The sequence below is a fragment of the Paenibacillus sp. 2TAB23 genome, assembly GCF_052115165.1.
Taxonomy (GTDB): domain Bacteria; phylum Bacillota; class Bacilli; order Paenibacillales; family Paenibacillaceae; genus Pristimantibacillus.
Genome location: NZ_JBFRGD010000011.1, coordinates 103,963 through 122,502 on the forward strand (window position 1 = coordinate 103,963; position 18,540 = coordinate 122,502).

Here is an 18,540-nt window from a genome sequence, read left to right on the forward strand (position 1 = left end):
TTTGGTATTCAATGCGGGAAAAGCTGCTCAACTTCATCAAGAGCCGCTTTAGCCTGGTCAATCCATTTGGGCTCTATATGTGCGTCAGGATCAGTTGGCGCTTGGAATTGATCGAACAGCGCGCCGACGACGCGCACCGACGCTTCAGGATCATTTCCTTCCCGGTAAAGATGCTTCAGCACGTAAGGCGTCCCCATCTTGATCGTTGCCTCGTTATCGGCTTCACCAATATCAATATGCCCTGCCACCACCTCGAAAGGTATGCGAAGCCATACTTTATGCGATTCATCAAGCGATCGGTCAAATGAACCTCCGTCGTATTCCCAGTTGCCCCCGAGCGTGAATTGCTTTGACTCCAGCAGCTCCTTCGTTTGTAGAAAATGTTGCTCCCGCGACTCCAGCACGGACGATATCGGTATCATGAAAGGCGCTCCTTCCCCTAGCATATTTCTCAGCTTTATTCGGCTAGAGGTAGTATGCCCGCCTATTTCTTCCTTTATGTGCGATTCGCCCAACCCTTGCGATGGGCGAGAACAGCCAGCTGGGTGCGATCATCCAGCTCACACTTCATTAATAGATTACTCACATGCGTTTTCACCGTTTTGATGCTAATATGCAGCTCTTCTGCGATTTCTTTGTTCGATTGGCCATCGGCAATAAGCAGCAGCACTTCCTTCTCGCGCTCTGTTAAGCCTTCATCTCCCGATTGCGCCGTACGCTGCCTAAGCCCTCTCGTTAAGGCTTGGGATACGTCCGCCGTCATTACGGGCATTCCTTTGAAAGCGCCGCTAATCGCATAGATAAGCTCCTCGGCGGAAACCGTCTTGAGCACATAGCTGACAGCACCTGCTTCGATCGCGCCATAAACCTTATCATCCTCCAGAAAGCTCGTCAGCATTACGATCTTCATCTCCGGATGCTTGGCAATAATTGCTCTCGTGGCAGCAATGCCGTCCATTCCCGGCATCATTAGATCCATCAAAATAATTTGCGGGCGTTTGTCATCCGAACTTGAATCCAGAAAGTCGATAGCAGCCTGTCCGTTGCTCGCCTCCGCAATTACTTGAAATTTAGGCTCCAGCATCAAATACGTCCGAAGACCGGTCCTGACCATGTCATGGTCATCCACAATCATAATTTTAATTTGCTCTGCTCCGCTCACTCTTCCAGTTCTCCCTTCAGCATCTTAGGTATCGTAACTTTAACTCTGGTTCCGCCGCCAGGCTTGCTCCATATTTCTGCCGCTCCGCCAAGCTTTTGCGCCCTCTCCTGCATCGTTGAAAGACCATAGGAGCCTCTTTTGACCTCATCGGGCTTGAATCCGATTCCGTCATCCTGCAGAATCATCACAACCTGTCTTTCATTGTCCGTAAGCGTTAACGTACAGCCTGCTGCGCCAGCATGCTTCACAATGTTAGCCATTGCTTCCTGTGCGATTAGAAACAGCTGATGCTCTTTCGCTTCGGACAAGCGCTCCTTCAAACGCCATTCCAATTCGCCCTGCAGCTTGTTTTGCCGGCAATAATCAGGAAACCACTTATCCAGCGCTTCATATAAAGTTCTACCTTCGAGCTCCATTGGGCGCAGCTGCGCGATAAAATTTCTCATTTGCTTCTGCGCCAGATTGGACATGTTTACTAGCTGCTCCAATACAGAATCGGCACGCTCGCGGTCAACCTGCTGCAGCTTTGGAAGCGAAGAGGCACACATATGAATCGCAAAAAGCTGTTGGCTTACCGTATCATGCAAATCCCTTGCAAGCCGCTTACGCTCCTCCAGAACCGCTGCTTCATTAGAAGCGGATTCTGTCATGACATATTCCTCGCCGCGCATTTGCAGCCATTTCATTTTCTCTTCCATTTGCCCGGCAAGCTCATTGAATTCCCGATAAACCTCAATAAACGAATTATGCCCGCCTTCCGTGATGCGAATGCCGTAATTGCCATTAGCGGCCTGCTTTAACGACAAATGCAGCGTATCAATCCGTCGTCCAATTCGTTGTGCTGCCCAATAACCGAAAGCCGCGCTCACAAGCAGGAAGACGGAGGCCGCCCCAAGGCGTACTTCCGTCTTTCCCGCTTCATTCATTAGTCCGAGCCAGGTAACCGCACCAAGCACAAGCGAAACAACAGAGGCAATAACGAACATGCCGATCAGCTCCCACTTGCCGCTCCGCAGAAAACGAACCATCATCTCCGATCACCCTACCTTCGTGACACGCACATCACCAATAAACGTGCTGACGATCAGCTTGATTTTTTTGTCCGTTTCTTGGTACGAAGGAGATTGGATATTAATATTCGTGAATAATCCGCCTTCCTTTTGACCCAATATTTTCACGTCACCGATAAAAGCGCTGGATATGACCTGCACGCCTACCTCATAATCATTCGGTACGAATACCTTAACGTCGCCTATAAAGGAAGAGATATGAATTTTAGTCTCGCCTGGGTGTACCTGCGCTTTCGTCAAATCAAGCACCGTATCGCCAATGAAATGTGAGATATTAAGCGGCTTTAAATCCCAATAATCATGGCCGATGTGAATGTCGCCGATGAATCCGGAACGAGTCTGAACGCTTGAGTCACCATGGCTCCACCATTCTACATGCTCTTTATGGTTATGGTTATGGTTATGCTTATGATTATGGTTTCTTTTCCAATCATGCGCGTTCTTTTTGAGCTCTGCCTTATCATGATTTTTCCACTCTTTGCTTTCCTTCTTGCCAGATGGAAATGCGTCATAAGTTTTATGAGCCTCACCTTCCATCTTCGCTTCCTGCTTCGGAACCTCAAGGGGCTCTTTAGTAGGATCCGGATGCAGAGGAGGAGCCGGCGGAACCGTTGATTCTTCCGAATAAGGCTGATAAGACTTCCAATCATCCGTTGGAGGCTCCTGAAACTTTGATTTAGGTTTCCATATTAAATTAATACCGACTAAAATAACGACAACTGGCCAAATATAAGGAACAATATCGCCAATCGACCACGAGAATAGATCTAAATTCCGGCCTAGGAATATACAGCCGATCAGCATCACGACGGCTCCCCACCAGCTCGAACCCGAGCCGTTTGACCTGCAGGACAATAAACCGCGTATTCCGACAATAATGAGCGCAACAGGCCAATAAGTGGAAATCACATAACCAATATCAAAGGTCACATGACCTGTCTGCCTAAGCAAAAACAACACGCCAATTGTAATGATGACTAACCCGGTGAACAACCGGTTTGCGAAATTTCCGTTCATGCGGCTCCAGCTCCTTACGATTCCATCTTGGTTTGATAATCCTAGTATAACGGACGGGAATCAATAGAAAAAGGGACGACCGATTGAAATCGCAGTCAGTCTCTAGACGGAGCTTTTGTTGATTCTATCCAATTCATACCTAACATGCGTCATGAAACATCACTTCGCACGTTGACATTGCTCACTTCTTCTATTTATAATGATGAACGGATTAGGATAATAGAGACAACTATGCACAAATAAAGGAACAGGGGATGAAGCAATGGACGTAATCGAACTGTCAAAGGGACTGGATACGATATGGGTCGTTTTGACAGCAGCCATGATCTTGCTTATGGAAGGCGGCTTCGCCTTGCTTGAGGCGGGATTTGTCAGGCAGAAGAATGCCGTCAGCATTATTATGAAGGTGTTTGTCGACATCGCTTTCGGCGCACTCGTTTTTTATTTTTTTGGATTCGCTCTCATGTATGGACAAGATGCAGGCGGTTTAATCGGTACAACCGGCTTTCTCATTAATGGCGACCTGTCTCACATTGTCTTAAATATTACTCACGAAACTTTTTGGTTATTCCAGTGTGCGTTCGTAATTGCCGTCATCTCCATCGTTTCAGGAGCGGTTGCGGAACGGATCAATTTCAGAGCTTATATTCTCTTAACCATCGCAATGACGGGCTTTATCTATCCGCTTGCCGGTCACTGGGTTTGGTCGGGCAGCGGCTTTCTCGGAAAGCTGGGCATGATTGACTTCGCAGGATCTGCCGTTATCCATGCTTTGGGAGGTTTCTCGGCGCTGGCAGCCGCAATTTTTATCGGACCGCGAATCGGCAAATTCAGCGCTGACGGCAAGGTAAACATTGTACCGCCTTCTAACCTGCCGCTTGCTTCCGTTGGGGCGTTTATCCTGTGGTTTGGATGGTTCGGATTCAACGCAGGCAGCACGCTTAGCGCTACAAACGGTTCAATCGGCCATATCGCTATTACAACGATGCTCTCCGCTGCTGCAGGCGGCGCGACTTGCATTCTGTTCACAATGTTCCGCTATAAGAAAGCGGATCCCCCTATGGTCATTAATGGTTCGCTTGCGGGTCTAGTCGGAATAACAGCAGGCTGCGCATTCGTTTCCGACATTGCGGCCATCGGGATAGGCGCTGTATCCGGAATTGCAATGGTGCTTGTGACGGAATGGCTGGAGGGCAGACAGGTAGACGACCCTGTTGGCGCCTTTGCCGTTCACGGCGTTAGCGGCAGCATTGGCACTCTCGCAGTTGGCCTGTTCGCGCTTCCGGAACTGACGGAGGGAGTCGGAAAAGGGTATTACGGATTATTTTACGGCGGCGGCTTCAATCTGCTAGGCGTGCAAGCGCTCGGACTCGTAACCGTTTCCGTTTGGGGCTTCCTTCTTACATGGGGGGCGCTATGGCTCATTCGTAAAGTGATGCCTGTCCGCGTATCCAAGGACGAGGAGCTTATCGGGCTTGATGTCGGCATACACGGCGTACCCGCCTACAGCCAAGAGCATGACTTCCTCGATTTCGATCGCTTGAGAAACAGCAAATAAACACAAAGAACCGTCTTTGCCACGTGGCAAAGACGGTTCTTTTCTTCTATATGCAATTGACTCGTTAGTTATTGGTAATGCAATTGACTCGTTAGCCATTGATAATGCAATTGGCTCGTTAGTCATTGGAAATGCAATTGATTTCGTTAATTTGCAATTGACTCGTTAGCCATTGATATTGCAATTTATTTCGTTAGTCATTCATCACGTAACTGCTTGCGCTATTCGTTCATCTCATTAGCAAGCTCGTAGGAAACCGTAACAATATCTGTAGGAGCAGCTACATTCTTAATGGAACGGGCACTTTCGATTTCAAGGCGCAGTGCACGAACCTTTTCCATCGGCTTTCTTACGAAATGGATATATTCAACAGCCAAATGGTGATCGGGCTTTTTGCCTGTGAGCATTCTTCTTAGTGTAGACATGGATTGATAAGCTCGGTCTTCCATTAGCCTTCGTTTCTCATAACGCTCAACCATCTGTTCAATTTCGGCTATTTCCTGCTCTTTCTTAGCTACGTAGGCATCAATAAAAGGAAAAACCTCGCCCGCTTTACGATGATGGGCAGCAATTACAAAGCCTGAATGAATGATCGGATCTGTCATGAGAATTCACCTGTCTTGTCATGTTATTATTTCTTACATATGTAATCATACAACAAATCAGGATCGTTGAAAACTGTTTTTTACGCGATGGAAATATCTGCGCCAATTACGCCAGCTACGCTGCCATCCGCTCGATAGATAGGCACCGAGACGGTTAAACACAGCTGCTTGGTTATCGCAGAAACATAAACCTCAGACCGAAAGATCTGTCCCGCCATTGCCCGTTTCCACCATTCTCTTCCCTTTGCGTTCATAAGTCCTGCCTCCGGCAAAGAAAAGATAAAGGAACCGTCAGCCCGGTTAGACCAAATCGCCTCAATCTCGGCTTTTGATCTCAATAAAGCCGTTAGCTTCGGTTCATGCTCCGTTTGACTCAATTGTGCCAGCTTCACATCTGCAGCTGCCAATCTCAGCCATTCCTGAATAGCTGCGACGTTCACTTTGATCTCACGGTTCGCTTGGCCAGCGCCTACTTGCTCAATCGCTAGGGACAGATCTGAGGACGATCGTTTAAGGGTTTCGCTGATTCGGTTCATATGGCCGATTTGTTCACGCTGCAGCTCTGTCATCTCAAGCGTGCTATCGACGCTTTGAAGCGTATTATGAACCGAATCGACGACATCCTTCAGCATAAGCGTTGATTCGGTCATATGGTCGGTTTGCTGCTTGCTGGCTGCGCTCGTCTGTTCAACTAGCTCATCCACTTCAACAATTCTAGAGAAAATAAGATCCATACGATCTCGAGTAACACTCATTTCCGCAACCCCTCGTTCAACGGAAAGCTTCTCTGTATCGACTGCGTCCACAACTTGCTTCACTCTGCCTTCAATTTGCTCAACGATGGATGAAGAACGTTTAACTGCTTCCCCGCTCTGCTCCGCAAGTTTTTTGATTTGCTGGGCAACGACAGAAAAACCCCGTCCGTATTCGCCGGCATGAGCGGCTTCAATTGAAGCGTTCAATGCCAGCAACGAGGTTTGTGATACAATTTCTTGTATGAATTGATTAATTTCATTGATATGGGAGGTTTGTTCAATTAACTGGCGAATATGCTCCTCCATCGATTGATTATTGCGGTTCAAATTCTTCATAACTTCATCCGTGCTAGTCAATGAACGGACAACATCTAGAACAACATCCTTCGTCTCTTTGCTCTTCGTGTTCAAATGCGTTGATGTCCCGCTGATCTGCTCGGCTGCCAAGGCAACCTCTTGCAGCGCAGAGAACGCTTCCTCAATTCGGCTCATCGCAAGTGTACTGTTCGACCGCAGCTTCTGTTCATGCTCTGAGGAGATATCAGCAATTTCAGTCAAGCGGCTGGCAGATTGATCCACTTCGTCTACAGCAGCGTTTAATTGGTCGGAGATGACGACGGATTCATTCAACAAGCGTGTCATCTTAACAGAATCATCCGCCTCTACTGAGGCAGCTGAACGGGCTTTCGTATTCCGTGAAAACCAACTGGTCGTGGGACTCATGTCAGGTTTATCGCTCCTCTCGCTTGCTGATACAAAATTTCCCTAAATTATATATCAGCATAGGACAAAAGAAAAGAGGAACCGCTACGGTTCCTCTTTTCACTCACGTTATTTTATGGAAAAAAATACTACTTTTCTGCTTTTTGCTGCGCTGTGTTTGCTGCTTGTTTGCCAGCAGCATTATTTTGGTTCAATTCTTCTGCAAATTCCGCATTGTATTGGTTATTTTGGGCTTTGTTGTTTTTGTTTTTAGCCATTATAATCACCTCCCCGTTCTAAAGATAGTATGGCGGAATCGGCGTTTATTATACGGGCTATTTACGATTCTAGATACGTTTGTGGGATAGGCTTTCCTGCTTCAATTGCCTGATTGATTTGATTAAGCCAAGCCTGTGAGAGCTTGCCCGTTCCGATCCGAAGCACCTCTACATCCACCGTTCGCTTGCCCCATTGCTCGTACACCTGTTTGATCGTTTCAAAATACAAATCAATGCGTTTCCCTTTTATCGCAGAGCCGGTATCCGCTACAACGCCATAGCCGTAGCCAGGGATATAGAGCAAGGTTCCGATTGGGAACAATCTCGTATCGGCAGCAATCGTTGACACCTGGTCTCTGCGCACCTTTACACCGGAATAGGTGATTCCGTATTGTGGATGCCCTGGGCGTTTACCCGTCGATTCCACGCCTGCCGTATAGCCGGTAGCAACTACCTCTACCTTAGCGAGTTTCTCAGGGTTCACACGCGATGCCTTGCCCGTTTTTGAGTCCATACTAGCACTCGAGCTCGTACTCGCACTTTTTTTCGGATGGGAATGCTCCGCATGCGCTGAGCATCTCATTGTATTTATACCGATCACAAAAACAGTAATAAGCAGCAGCAAAGTAAAACCTCTTCTGAAATAAAAAAAGCTTGTGGCCATCTGGGTTGCTTCCTCCTCAGAAGAATAATGCCCCAGTGGCCCAAGCTTTATGCGTACATGTTTATTGTTCCTTGTCTGCGATTTGCTTCTGCAGCTGTGTAATCAGCTCAGTGACTGGGATTGCTCCCAAGTCGCCCTCGCCTCGTTTGCGCACGGATACCGCTTCCGCTTGCATTTCATTCTCGCCTACGACCAGCATGTATGGCGCCTTCTCCAGCTGAGCTTCGCGAATTTTGTAGCCGAGCTTCTCATTGCGGAGATCGCTCTCGACACGAATGCCATTTTCCTGAAGCTGCTCCGCAACTTTGCGGGCGTAGCCTTCATAGGCTGTAGATACCGGAATAACCTTAGCTTGAACAGGGGAAAGCCATAGCGGCAGCGCGCCCGCGAAGTTCTCCAGCAAGAAAGCTGTCATACGCTCCATGGTGCTGATGATGCCGCGGTGAATGACGACCGGCCGGTGCTTCTTGCCATCCTCGCCAACATACTCAAGCTCGAAGCGTTCTGGAAGCAGGAAATCCAGCTGAGCTGTCGACAATGTCTCTTCTTTCCCAAGCGCTGTTTTGATTTGCACATCAAGCTTAGGACCATAGAACGCAGCTTCTCCTTCTGCCTCGAAGAATGGAAGCTCCAGCTCCTCGACAACCTCTCGAAGCATGCGCTGAGACATTTCCCACATCTCATCGTTTTGGAAATATTTTTCCGTGTCCTTTGGATCGCGATAAGATAGACGGAAACGGTATTCCTTGATGCCGAAGTCCTCATACACCTTGCGGATCAGGTTGACGACGCGTGCGAATTCTTCTTTAATTTGATCCGGACGGCAGAAGATGTGCGCATCGTTAAGCGTCATCGCACGTACGCGGTGCAAGCCTGTCAGCGCACCCGACATCTCATAGCGGTGCATCGTTCCAAGCTCGGCAATCCTGACGGGCAGGTCACGATAGCTGCGCATATCGCTTTTGAACACCATCATATGGTGAGGACAGTTCATCGGACGGAGAACGAGCTCCTCGTTGTCCATAATCATTTTGGGGAACATATCCTCGCTGTAATGCTCCCAGTGCCCGGAAGTTTTGTACAGCTCCACGTTCGCAAGCACCGGTGTGTACACATGCTCATAGCCTAATCTCTCTTCAAGGTCTACGATATAGCGCTCCATCGTCCTGCGAAGCTTCGCGCCGTTTGGCAGCCATAGCGGCAAGCCTTGGCCGACCTCGCGAGAGAAGGTGAACATTTTGAGCTCGCGCCCCAGCTTGCGATGATCGCGCTTCTTTGCTTCCTCAAGGAAATGAAGATGCTCGTCCAGCTGCGCTTTTTTCGGAAATGCGGTTCCGTAAATCCGCTGCAGCATTTTGTTTTTGGAATCTCCGCGCCAATAGGCGCCTGCCACGCTCAGCAGCTTGAACGCTTTGATACGTCCTGTAGAAGGCAAATGAGGTCCGCGGCAAAGATCGAAAAACTCACCTTGGTCGTACATGGTAATAACCGAGTCAACAGGAAGATCGCGGATAAGCTCCAGCTTCAGGTTGTCGTCCAGCTCCGTAAAGATCGCAAGCGCCTCGTCCCTGCTTACGACTCTGCGGCGAATATCAAGGTTCTGCTGAATGATTTTGTCCATTTCCTTCTCGATTTTCACGAGATCCTCGGGAGTGAGCGACTGCTCCATATCAATATCGTAATAGAAACCATCCTCAATGACTGGACCTATGCCGAGCTTAACGTTTTTATTGCCATATATGCGCTTAATCGCCTGCGCGAGCAAATGCGCTGTACTATGGCGGTATACTTCGAGTCCGTCAGCGGAATCAACCGTTACGATTTCAATTGCAGCGTCGGCTTCAATTGGCGTGTATACGTCGACCACTTTGCCGTCGATTTTTCCTGCAATTGCATTTTTACGAAGTCCTGGACTAATGGAGCCCGCCACTTCCTCAATGGTAGTTCCGACCTCGTATTCTCTTACTGCGCCGTCTGGCAATGTGATATGAATAGCCATTGTTTTTCATCCTCCAATTAGTTAGCAAACGAATCGATGCTTCATTATCCACAAGCAAAAATGAGCACAAAAAAAGCACGCATCCCAAAAAGGGACGAGTGCTTGTTTACTCGTGGTTCCACCCTACTTCGACTGCGCAAGCGCTACTCCATGCTGCATTGCAGTCCTCGTAATATCCGATAACGGGGATATCCGGTACAGCATAGTGCCACAGCATCTTCATCAAAGATTGCTACAGGTTCCGCCATACAGCTTCAAAGGGGTACATCTGCGGACATTATGGAAGGAAATTGCAGCCAAGTTTCCTCTCTCTAGGCCTAACATCGTAAGCAGAAGCATGTCTTTGTCATTGCTGATTAGATCTCATATGAAAATTATTATAGCCCGGCTTGTTAAATTGGTCAAGGCTATTGTCACGGCTGAACGAGCTCATCCAAGCTGCTGCTGCACGAAACGCACTGAACACAGACGGTAACGCGCTGGTCAAAAATCGTTTCGATCGTACGGATTACCTGCATATCCGGCTGCCTGGTATGAATCGTAATATGTTTGGGTGATACGGCTATGAGCGAGCTAATAACCATATCCTCGATGTTCATCTCCGTTTCGAGCATTTCCGCTACGATACGATCCGACGGCGGGTTAGGATCAAGCGGTTGAAAAGCGTCATCATACAGCATGAAATCATGGCCGCCTTTATGCAGCAAATGAACCATCGGAAGCTTCGTATCCTGCAGAAAAACAAAATATTTCAACAAGGATATAAACTCCTGATATTGTTTATCTAATACATATTCATCCAACGCATATTCGACCACTTCCGCCAATTCCTTGCGGTATGGATTTAGCCTGAAGGTTGTAAATCCCTTTACGTTAAGCACTGTATGCTCCTGCAAAAACAGCTCCGCTTCTACGGCTACCTTGTTTTTCCGTCTGAGCCGGTCAGCATCAAGAAACTTGGTGCCTAGCCCATCCCATTCTTTGCCATGCAGCAAATCATGACAATATTTCTCAATTGCTGCTGAATCAGCAGCACTGTTGTTGCGGTATTTCTTTCGTATAATAGCAGCCAGCATGGAAGGCTCCATTTCACTGACAACAAATTCTGCAATTGCGGAAGCGGCCGCATGATAGACGGCTTGACCGTGAACTTTCAGCTGGAAATGCGGAAGCAGCGCTTCGCAGCTTATGGCCAGCTCCGAGGTTTGTTCATACGCGATGAACGCTGGCTGCTCCAGGTTTGAATCGCTATGTAAATCGGCTAGCGCTTGTTCCGTCAACAATTCCTTCAGCTTGCTCACTGACTTTTGGAGACTTGCAGGCAATGTTACCGTGAATAGCTCCATAAGCTCACCCCTTTCCTTCCTTATCAGTATATGGTGCCGCGCACGGGGATATACGATGAAGACATTGGAATAAAAGAGGCGTATATACAAAAAGACGTCTGAGCAGCATTCCTCCCGCTGGAGGTGGAAAGCTGCGCAAACGTCTATTCAATACATATTGGCTGATAGCAGACTTAGTTTTGCATCACGAAATCCAGGTCAGCCTTGTCGGCTTCATTGTATATTTTCAAAATATTATATTTCGTATCCCGCTGAGCAGGAATTTTGCCAACCTCGCGAATGAGCTCAAGAATAAGTTCAATATTTACTTTATGAGTCGTTCCCGCGGCCGAAACGACATTTTCCTCAATCATCGTGCTGCCGAAATCATTACAGCCGTATGACAGCGAAAGCTTGCCCATCTCAGGTCCCATCGTTACCCATGAAGATTGGAAATTCGGAATGTTGTCGAGCATGATCCGGCTAGCCGCAACGATTCGGAGATACTCCTCCGGCTTCGCTTTCTCGAGCTTCAGGTTCGTATTATCCGGCTGGAAAGGCCATGAAATAAAAGCGAGGAAGCCGGTCGAATCATATTTGTTCGCTATGCATTCATCCTGTGCGTCACGGATACGGAGCATATGCAGCGCACGCTCTTCAACCGTCTCGCCCAATCCATATACCATCGTTGCTGTCGTGTTCATGCCATGGCGGTGAGCAGACTTCATGACGTCCATCCAATCGGTCCATGAGCCCTTCATCCGGCTAATCTTGCGACGGGTGCGGTCATCCAAAATTTCTGCTCCGCCCCCCGGCAAGGAATCCAGACCGGCTTCATGCAGCTGTCTGATCACTTCATCCAGAGAAAGGCCATCGGAGACTACCTTCATCTTCTGGATTTCCGCTGGAGAGAAGGAATGCATCGTAATATGAGGGAAATGCTGCTTGATCTTACGAAGCAGATCCAAGTAATAGGTAAACGGCAGGTTAGGGTTTGTTCCGCCCTGCATCAATATTTCCGTACCGCCGACGTTAATTGTTTCTTGGATTTTACTAAGTATCGTCTCGTCAGGCAGGACATATCCTTCCTTCGACCCTGGCGCACGGTAAAAAGCGCAGAAGCGACAATAAACATCGCAAACATTCGTATAATTGACATTTCGGCCAACGACGAAGGTCGTAATTGGCTCGGGGTGATGCTTCAGCATAATCTGATTCGCCACATGCCCCATTTTCTCTATTTGATCTGAAGCTAGCAGCTCCATGCCTTCTTCGAGCGCAATTCGCTCGCCGCGCAATGCTTTATCCAAAATATGGTCTAACGTTCCCATTCCGCAAGACCTCCTTATTCCCATTCTAGGTAAACAATCGATTCCTTAATCCTAACACAAACCGTGGTCCGAAGTCACTTTCCATATGATGCCCTCTCGCCTTGAAATAAGGAAAAACACGGCATGTTCGCAAGAACATCCGTGCTTTTCTTTCATTTCGTCCCTTTTAAGGGCGAAGCGCATTATCCAAATCCTCAATTAGATCCTCAATATCTTCAAGGCCAACCGAATACCGTACCAAGCCGTCTGTAATTCCGCGTGCATGCCGAACCTCTTTCGGCATTGCTGCATGCGACATCATCGCGGGATAAGACAGGATGCTCTCGACCGCACCGAGGCTGACAGCTACAAGCGGAATCTGAACCTTGCTTAGCAGCGCTTTAGCCCGCTCCCCGCTGCCTACATCGAATGACACAACCGCGCCATAGCCAAGCGATTGCTTCTCATGAATTTCTCTGCCTGGATGGTTGGGCAGGCCTGGATAATAAACCGCGGTTACCTCACTGTGCTCAGACAACCATTCCGCCAGCCTGCGTGCACTGCGCTCACTGCTTTCCATACGCATCTGCAGCGTCTTCATGCCGCGCATCAGAAGCCATGACTCTTGCGCGCTTAGGACAGTGCCCATGCCATTCTGGAGCTGCTTGAGACGTTTGCCCAGCGCCTCGTCAGCCGTTACCGCAAGTCCAGCAAGCACGTCGCTATGCCCGCTTAGAAACTTAGTCGCGCTATGCAGCACGATATCTACACCCAGCTCGATTGGGCGCTGGTGATAAGGCGTCATGAAGGTATTGTCGAGCATCGTAAGCAGCCCATGCTCTTTTGCCCATACCGTCGTTTGAGCGATATTTGTAATTTTGAGCGTCGGATTGGAAGGCGTCTCCATGAATACCGCTTTCGTATTCGATTTGAGCGCAGCTTTAACCGCTTCGAAGTCTGTCATATCCACAAAGGTCGATTCAATGCCCAGACGGTCTAGTATGGAAGTAAGCAAGCGATAGGTTCCGCCATATACGTCTTCCGTTACGATTACGTGTTCACCTGCGGACAACAGCAGAAAGGTCGTTGAAATCGCAGCCATGCCTGATGCGAAAGCGAAGCCCCTTGCCCCGCCTTCAAGCAGCGCGATGTAATCTTCAAGCGCTTGCCGCGTCGGATTGCCAGAGCGGCTGTAATCATATTGCGGCGGATTGAAAATATCATGGTGATGAAACGTTGATGCCTGAAAAATCGGCACGCTCGAAGCACCGGTCTGCTCGTCGATTTCGGCGCCGAAATGAATCAGCTTCGTTGCAAAACGCCGATCGCGGGCGTTTTTTTTATGATTGTCAGTACTCATCTGCTATTGAACCTCCTCGATTTCACTTTTCGCGGCAGCCAGCGCTTGCGCAAGATCCGCAATCAAATCATCCGCATGCTCGATGCCGACAGAGAAACGAAGCAGACGATCATCCACGCCAATGGCTTGACGAATTTCAAGCGGAATATCGGCATGTGTCTGTACAGCCGGATACGTCATTAATGACTCTACGCCGCCGAGGCTTTCCGCAAATGCGATAAGCTTGATATGGCGTAGAATGGGCTCGATATATCTGGCATCCTTTAGACGGAATGAGAAAATTCCCGTATTGCCCGAGGATTGTTTGTTCTGAATATCATGGCCAGGATGATGAGGCAGTGCCGGATAATAAACATCCTCGACAGCCGGGTGCTCAAGCAAGTAATTAGCAATGGTCGTCGCATTATGCTGATGGCGTTCCATGCGCAGCGCCAACGTCTTCATGCCTCTCATTAGCAGCCATGAATCCTGGGGACCGAGCACGGCACCGATTGAGTTGTGCAGGAAAGCCATCTCATCAGAAAGCTCCTTGCCTTTGGTAACGATTAGACCGGCAAGCACATCATTGTGGCCGCCTAAATATTTGGTTGCGCTATGAATGATGATGTCGGCTCCCAGCTCGATCGGACGTTGAAAGAATGGGGTAAGGAGCGTGTTGTCCACGATCGTCAGCAACCCCTTCGCCTTCGCCCATGCGGCTACACGCTCAATATCCGTAATCATCATCAGCGGATTTGTAGGCGTTTCAATAAGTACCGCTTTCGTGCTTGGCGTCCACAAGGCTGCCATGGCATCTATATCATTCGTATCCACATAGGAGGCCGTGACTCCGAATCTGGACATAATCCGCTCCAGCAGGCGATATGTGCCGCCATATAGATCGAGAGAAACGATCAGATGGTCACCTTGGCTGAATAAGGCGAATATCGTTTGCAGGGCAGCCATGCCCGAGCTACAGGCAAAAGCTGCGTCTCCAGCCTCTAATTGCGCCGCTGCTTCTTCAAGCACCGCTCTTGTCGGGCTCTTTGTACGCGCATAATCAAAGCCGGTGCTTTGTCCGAGCTTTGGATGACGGAATGCGGTCGCTTGATAGACGGGAAAACTAATCGCTCCCGTAACGGGTTCTTTAATGGATCCAATCTGGGCTAAATGACTCTCGATCTTCATGGTTATGCAGCTCTCCCTTAGTTATATAATTAAATGCCTCCACCCAAATCAAACGGTGTTTGCTGATATACATAGTAATTAAGCCAATTAGAGAATAACAAATTCGCATGCGAACGCCATGTTGATAAAGGCATGTTATCTGGATTATCGCCCGGGAAATAGTTTTTCGGCACATCGATGTGCAATCCCTTCGCTTTATCGCGGTCATATTCAAACTTGAGCGAAGTTGGATCATACTCGGAATGACCGGTTACGAAAATCTGCTTGCCATCCTTTGATGCAACAATATAAATACCGGAATCGGAGGAACCTGACAAGATGTCCAAAGCTTCAATCGGCTCGATATCCTCACGGCGAAACTCCGTATGGCGCGACTGCGGTACAAAAAACATTTCGTCAAAACCGCGAAGCAGGTTTACATTCCGTTTTTCCACAACATGCGGGTAGACGCCAAATATTTTGTTGTCAAGATTATATTTCGGTACATTATAGTGGTGGTAAAGACCTGCTTGCGCACCCCAACAAATATGGAAGGTTGATGTAACGCGCCTTGCGCTCCAATCCATAATTTCTTGCAGCTCTTCCCAATAGTTCACTTCCTCGAAAGGCATTTGCTCTACCGGGGCACCCGTTATGATAAGTCCGTCATAATACTCATGCGAAATCTCATCGAACGTTTTGTAGAAAGACTCCAAATGCTCGGCTGACGTATTCTTCGAGGTATGCGTTCTCGGATGCAGCAGCACGACCTCTACCTGCAGCGGCGTATTGCCAACGAGCCTCAGCAGCTGCGTTTCAGTCGTTTCTTTTGTCGGCATTAAATTAAGAATTGCAATGCGTAGCGGTCTGATGTCCTGCTGATAGGCGATGCTCTCATCCATCACGAAAATGTTCTCGTTGCTAAGAATTTCTTTGGCCGGTAAGTTGTCTGGAACTTTGATTGGCATAGGTTTCACTCCTCTAAGGGCAGTTTGGCCGCTTGAACATGAAAAAGACCCTTTCTGCTGTGAGAAAAGGTCGTATGCTCAGTAAATAAGCCATCCGCCTCTCTCATCTCTCAGAAACATAAATGCTTCCGCAAGAATTAGCACCGTGCGTGTTAACGCCGGTTGCCGGGCTTCATCGGGCTAGTCCCTCCGCCTGCTCTTGATAAGAAAGTAGTCTATTCAATTTTCCGCGGTTACATTTCACTATCACTTTAATGCATTCCGCCATTTGAGTCAAGAAGCTCATTTGCGATTCGATACAAATTGGCTGGATTCCGCCGTTTTTATGCTTGAATGTAAAGCTGGTGCGGGAGTATACTAGACAAGAATTATTTCGAATTATAAGGAATTATGCGTTTTCCAAACCTTGATGCAGTTCTTATATTTCTTGATAATACGAGCTGTTACAGCTAATGGCAAGAAAAATCCGTTACGATTATTTATTCCATTCATAAAGGGGTGCAAACGGACATGGAAGGCGACAGACCTAAGCCCGAAATCGAACGAATACGGTTACTGCCGGCCATGTCTATTTCAGCCGGCAGTTTCCTCTAAAGAAAGAAAGGAGAACGCCGGATGAAAATACGTCTCGTTAGCAATGGCATTTTTACGACCATCGATGATATTAATGAAACTTTGATTCCCTCCAAGGAAGGTTTTTACTGGATTGACGCTGATGTGGAGGATCTTGCTGTCCTGCAGCCGCTGTTCAGCATGCATGATCTAGCAGTTGAGGATTGTCTCAGCGAGGAGGAGCAGCGCCCTAAGATCGAAATTTACGAAAGCCATTACTTTATTGTCATAAACAGCATTAGGTTCGATGACGAAGAAATCTTCCTAAGGGCGCTGAATATTTTTCTAGGCCGCCATTTTATTATAACCGTTACCAAACAAAAAATTAACGAGCTGCGCTCTTTGAAGCCTGTGCTGTGGGAGCAAGAAGTAAGCCGTCCAGACTATTTCCTCTATCACCTCGTCGACATCGTCGTCGATAATTATTTCCTTGTAGGCGATCGAATCGATAATCGAATCGAAGCGCTTGAAGAAGATATATTAATGCATACCAAGAAGTCGCATCTGAACGAAATCATCGGCTTGCGCGGAGAAATTCTATGGCTGAAGAAGGTACTCGGTCCGCAGCGCGACGTGATCGCTACACTGAATAAGAAGGATTTAAAGCTTATTGATGACCAGCTGCAGAAATACTTCAGCGATATTTACGAGAATGCGCTGAAAATAGCCGAATCCTTCGATACGTACCGCGATCTAATGGGCAACTTACGAGAAGCCTACCAATCCAGCGTATCCAACCGCGCCAATGAAATTATGCGCGTTTTTACCGCAATAACGACGATATTCATGCCGCTTACCTTTATTACCGGCATATATGGGATGAATTTCGACTTTATACCTGGACTTCATCTCAGGCTAGGCTCATACATTCTGCTCGGCATTATGCTGGTGCTCGGAATCAGCATGTTCTTTATCTTCCGCAAGAAGGAATGGCTCTAAGAAGAAATTTATTCGCTATACCCAAAAGGGATGCGTCCGCTCAGGCTATGATGCCTCAGGCGGGGCATCCCGTTTTTTGCTGTTGTTCCTTCTTTCCATTATAATAGCTAAAGACCATTTCGCACCTTTGAAAGGGGGATTGACGTGAATATTAGCCAGCTTGAAACACTCCTGACGATATCCAAAACAATGAGCTTCCGGAAAGCCGGAGAACTCCTTAATCTGACACAGCCTGCCGTTTCGGCACAAATAAAGAGCTTGGAAGATGAATTCAAAACGGTCCTCATCGATCGTAACCAGCCCGTCACTTTGACGGATCACGGACGAGTTTTTCTCGAGCATGCCGAACAAGTTCTAATGATCGTAGAAGAGCTGAAGCAAAAGCTTTCCGATTTGAATCTTACACCGCAAGGACATATTCTGCTCGGCACGACATCATCTATCGCGATTCAGATATTGCCACGCGTCTTATCTTATTTCCAGAATCAATTCCCTCAAATCAAAACAACCATACATTCCATGCCCTCGTCCCAAGTGATGACGAGCGTCGAGAACGGCTCCGTTGATATCGGCATTACATACCTAACCGAAAAAAATCCGAACGTGACCTCCTCCGTCTTATATTATGATACGTTTGAGCTTGTCGTTTCACCCGCGCATCCGATGAGCCGCCTTGTTCATACGACCGTTGATTCGCTTAAAGACATTCCCATGATCATGCTTGCACCGGACACGCTCGGACGCAAATTCATCGATCAAATTTTCAGAAAACACAATGTTCAACCGAATGTTGTCATGGAGGTTTCGAGCAGCGAAGAAGTAAAGCGGATGGTTGAGATCAATTTAGGCGCAGCTGTCGTATCCAAGCTGTCTATTGCCAATGAGCTGCGGCTTGGATCGTTGAAAATGATTAAATTAAACGAGCTCGATATGAGTCATCCGGTAGGCGTCGTTTACAAGTCGGGACGCTATATTAATACGGCGATGCAGCAGTTTCTCAGCGATTTGAAAGGGATGCCTGAGCATCATTTCATCAGCAGCGAATAGTTAAGATTGTTAACCTTAAAAAA

General features: G+C 47.9%; 17 protein-coding genes and 1 riboswitch. Of the genes, 3 read left to right on the plus strand and 14 right to left on the minus strand.

What is annotated here, in order from left to right; genetic code table 11:
* Positions 1-8: 8 nt before the first annotated feature.
* The 4 genes from AB4Z29_RS17010 to liaF form a co-directional block, all read right to left on the minus strand.
* Entirely contained in the window at positions 9-422 is a 414-nt protein-coding gene (locus tag AB4Z29_RS17010) for a YugN family protein (protein ID WP_441944227.1), read from the minus strand.
* 74 nt (positions 423-496) lie between these two features.
* Positions 497-1,135 carry a response regulator gene (locus tag AB4Z29_RS17015; RefSeq protein ID WP_441944349.1) on the minus strand — a complete coding sequence of 213 codons (639 nt, stop codon included), beginning with the start codon at positions 1,133-1,135 and terminating at the stop codon, positions 497-499.
* 23 nt (positions 1,136-1,158) lie between these two features.
* Entirely contained in the window at positions 1,159-2,193 is a 1,035-nt protein-coding gene (locus AB4Z29_RS17020; protein ID WP_441944228.1) for a histidine kinase, read from the minus strand.
* A gap of 6 nt (positions 2,194-2,199) precedes the next feature.
* Positions 2,200-3,249 (minus strand): cell wall-active antibiotics response protein LiaF, encoded by a 1,050-nt coding sequence (gene liaF / locus AB4Z29_RS17025; protein ID WP_441944229.1) that lies wholly within the window; start codon positions 3,247-3,249, stop codon positions 2,200-2,202.
* 262 nt (positions 3,250-3,511) lie between these two features.
* On the opposite strand from liaF, the gene AB4Z29_RS17030 reads away from it, so the two are divergent.
* Complete coding sequence (locus AB4Z29_RS17030; protein WP_441944230.1) at positions 3,512-4,807, plus strand: ammonium transporter; 1,296 nt, start codon at positions 3,512-3,514, stop codon at positions 4,805-4,807.
* Positions 4,808-5,028: 221 nt separating this feature from the next.
* Here the strand turns inward: AB4Z29_RS17030 and AB4Z29_RS17035 are convergent, their stop codons facing one another.
* The 10 genes from AB4Z29_RS17035 to metA form a co-directional block, all read right to left on the minus strand.
* The gene (locus tag AB4Z29_RS17035; RefSeq protein WP_183558835.1) at positions 5,029-5,412 is read right to left on the minus strand and encodes a hypothetical protein; all 384 of its coding nucleotides are present in this window, start codon (positions 5,410-5,412) and stop codon (positions 5,029-5,031) included.
* An 80-nt stretch (positions 5,413-5,492) separates the two neighbouring features.
* A complete protein-coding gene (locus AB4Z29_RS17040) occupies positions 5,493-6,890 on the minus strand; it encodes a methyl-accepting chemotaxis protein (protein WP_441944231.1) in 1,398 nt (465 codons plus the stop codon).
* 128 nt (positions 6,891-7,018) lie between these two features.
* A complete protein-coding gene (locus AB4Z29_RS17045) occupies positions 7,019-7,147 on the minus strand; it encodes a hypothetical protein (RefSeq protein ID WP_269433050.1) in 129 nt (42 codons plus the stop codon).
* 61 nt (positions 7,148-7,208) lie between these two features.
* Positions 7,209-7,811 carry a 3D domain-containing protein gene (locus AB4Z29_RS17050; protein WP_441944232.1) on the minus strand — a complete coding sequence of 201 codons (603 nt, stop codon included), beginning with the start codon at positions 7,809-7,811 and terminating at the stop codon, positions 7,209-7,211.
* Between the two features lie 61 nt (positions 7,812-7,872).
* A complete protein-coding gene (thrS, locus tag AB4Z29_RS17055) occupies positions 7,873-9,810 on the minus strand; it encodes a threonine--tRNA ligase (protein WP_441944233.1) in 1,938 nt (645 codons plus the stop codon).
* Between the two features lie 413 nt (positions 9,811-10,223).
* Positions 10,224-11,156: a putative sporulation protein YtxC gene (locus AB4Z29_RS17060; RefSeq protein ID WP_441944234.1), complete on the minus strand. Its 933-nt coding sequence runs from the start codon at positions 11,154-11,156 to the stop codon at positions 10,224-10,226.
* A gap of 173 nt (positions 11,157-11,329) precedes the next feature.
* Entirely contained in the window at positions 11,330-12,466 is a 1,137-nt protein-coding gene (mqnC, locus tag AB4Z29_RS17065) for a cyclic dehypoxanthinyl futalosine synthase (RefSeq protein WP_441944235.1), read from the minus strand.
* 166 nt (positions 12,467-12,632) lie between these two features.
* Positions 12,633-13,805, minus strand: coding sequence for a trans-sulfuration enzyme family protein (locus AB4Z29_RS17070; protein ID WP_441944236.1), 1,173 nt, complete (start codon positions 13,803-13,805; stop codon positions 12,633-12,635).
* Between the two features lie 3 nt (positions 13,806-13,808).
* Positions 13,809-14,972 carry an aminotransferase class I/II-fold pyridoxal phosphate-dependent enzyme gene (locus tag AB4Z29_RS17075; RefSeq protein WP_441944237.1) on the minus strand — a complete coding sequence of 388 codons (1,164 nt, stop codon included), beginning with the start codon at positions 14,970-14,972 and terminating at the stop codon, positions 13,809-13,811.
* Between the two features lie 29 nt (positions 14,973-15,001).
* Positions 15,002-15,919: a homoserine O-acetyltransferase MetA gene (metA, locus tag AB4Z29_RS17080; protein ID WP_441944238.1), complete on the minus strand. Its 918-nt coding sequence runs from the start codon at positions 15,917-15,919 to the stop codon at positions 15,002-15,004.
* 100 nt (positions 15,920-16,019) lie between these two features.
* Positions 16,020-16,128: riboswitch (SAM riboswitch) on the minus strand.
* 406 nt (positions 16,129-16,534) lie between these two features.
* Here metA and corA point away from each other — a divergent pair.
* Positions 16,535-17,470, plus strand: coding sequence for a magnesium/cobalt transporter CorA (gene corA / locus AB4Z29_RS17085; protein WP_183558850.1), 936 nt, complete (start codon positions 16,535-16,537; stop codon positions 17,468-17,470).
* A 144-nt stretch (positions 17,471-17,614) separates the two neighbouring features.
* Positions 17,615-18,517, plus strand: coding sequence for a LysR family transcriptional regulator (locus AB4Z29_RS17090; RefSeq protein WP_441944239.1), 903 nt, complete (start codon positions 17,615-17,617; stop codon positions 18,515-18,517).
* Positions 18,518-18,540 lie beyond the last annotated feature (23 nt).

Coding starts and splice junctions, on each gene's coding strand:
- mqnC (WP_441944235.1), bottom strand. CDS start 12,466: ATGGGAACGTTAGACCATATTTTGGATAAAGCATTGCGCGGCGAGCGA.
- corA (WP_183558850.1), top strand. CDS start 16,535: ATGAAAATACGTCTCGTTAGCAATGGCATTTTTACGACCATCGATGAT.
- liaF (WP_441944229.1), bottom strand. CDS start 3,249: ATGAACGGAAATTTCGCAAACCGGTTGTTCACCGGGTTAGTCATCATT.
- metA (WP_441944238.1), bottom strand. CDS start 15,919: ATGCCAATCAAAGTTCCAGACAACTTACCGGCCAAAGAAATTCTTAGC.
- AB4Z29_RS17040 (WP_441944231.1), bottom strand. CDS start 6,890: ATGAGTCCCACGACCAGTTGGTTTTCACGGAATACGAAAGCCCGTTCA.
- AB4Z29_RS17070 (WP_441944236.1), bottom strand. CDS start 13,805: ATGAGTACTGACAATCATAAAAAAAACGCCCGCGATCGGCGTTTTGCA.
- AB4Z29_RS17075 (WP_441944237.1), bottom strand. CDS start 14,972: ATGAAGATCGAGAGTCATTTAGCCCAGATTGGATCCATTAAAGAACCC.
- AB4Z29_RS17045 (WP_269433050.1), bottom strand. CDS start 7,147: ATGGCTAAAAACAAAAACAACAAAGCCCAAAATAACCAATACAATGCG.
- AB4Z29_RS17010 (WP_441944227.1), bottom strand. CDS start 422: ATGATACCGATATCGTCCGTGCTGGAGTCGCGGGAGCAACATTTTCTA.
- AB4Z29_RS17015 (WP_441944349.1), bottom strand. CDS start 1,135: ATGATTGTGGATGACCATGACATGGTCAGGACCGGTCTTCGGACGTAT.
- AB4Z29_RS17020 (WP_441944228.1), bottom strand. CDS start 2,193: ATGATGGTTCGTTTTCTGCGGAGCGGCAAGTGGGAGCTGATCGGCATG.
- thrS (WP_441944233.1), bottom strand. CDS start 9,810: ATGGCTATTCATATCACATTGCCAGACGGCGCAGTAAGAGAATACGAG.
- AB4Z29_RS17060 (WP_441944234.1), bottom strand. CDS start 11,156: ATGGAGCTATTCACGGTAACATTGCCTGCAAGTCTCCAAAAGTCAGTG.
- AB4Z29_RS17030 (WP_441944230.1), top strand. CDS start 3,512: ATGGACGTAATCGAACTGTCAAAGGGACTGGATACGATATGGGTCGTT.
- AB4Z29_RS17050 (WP_441944232.1), bottom strand. CDS start 7,811: ATGGCCACAAGCTTTTTTTATTTCAGAAGAGGTTTTACTTTGCTGCTG.
- AB4Z29_RS17035 (WP_183558835.1), bottom strand. CDS start 5,412: ATGACAGATCCGATCATTCATTCAGGCTTTGTAATTGCTGCCCATCAT.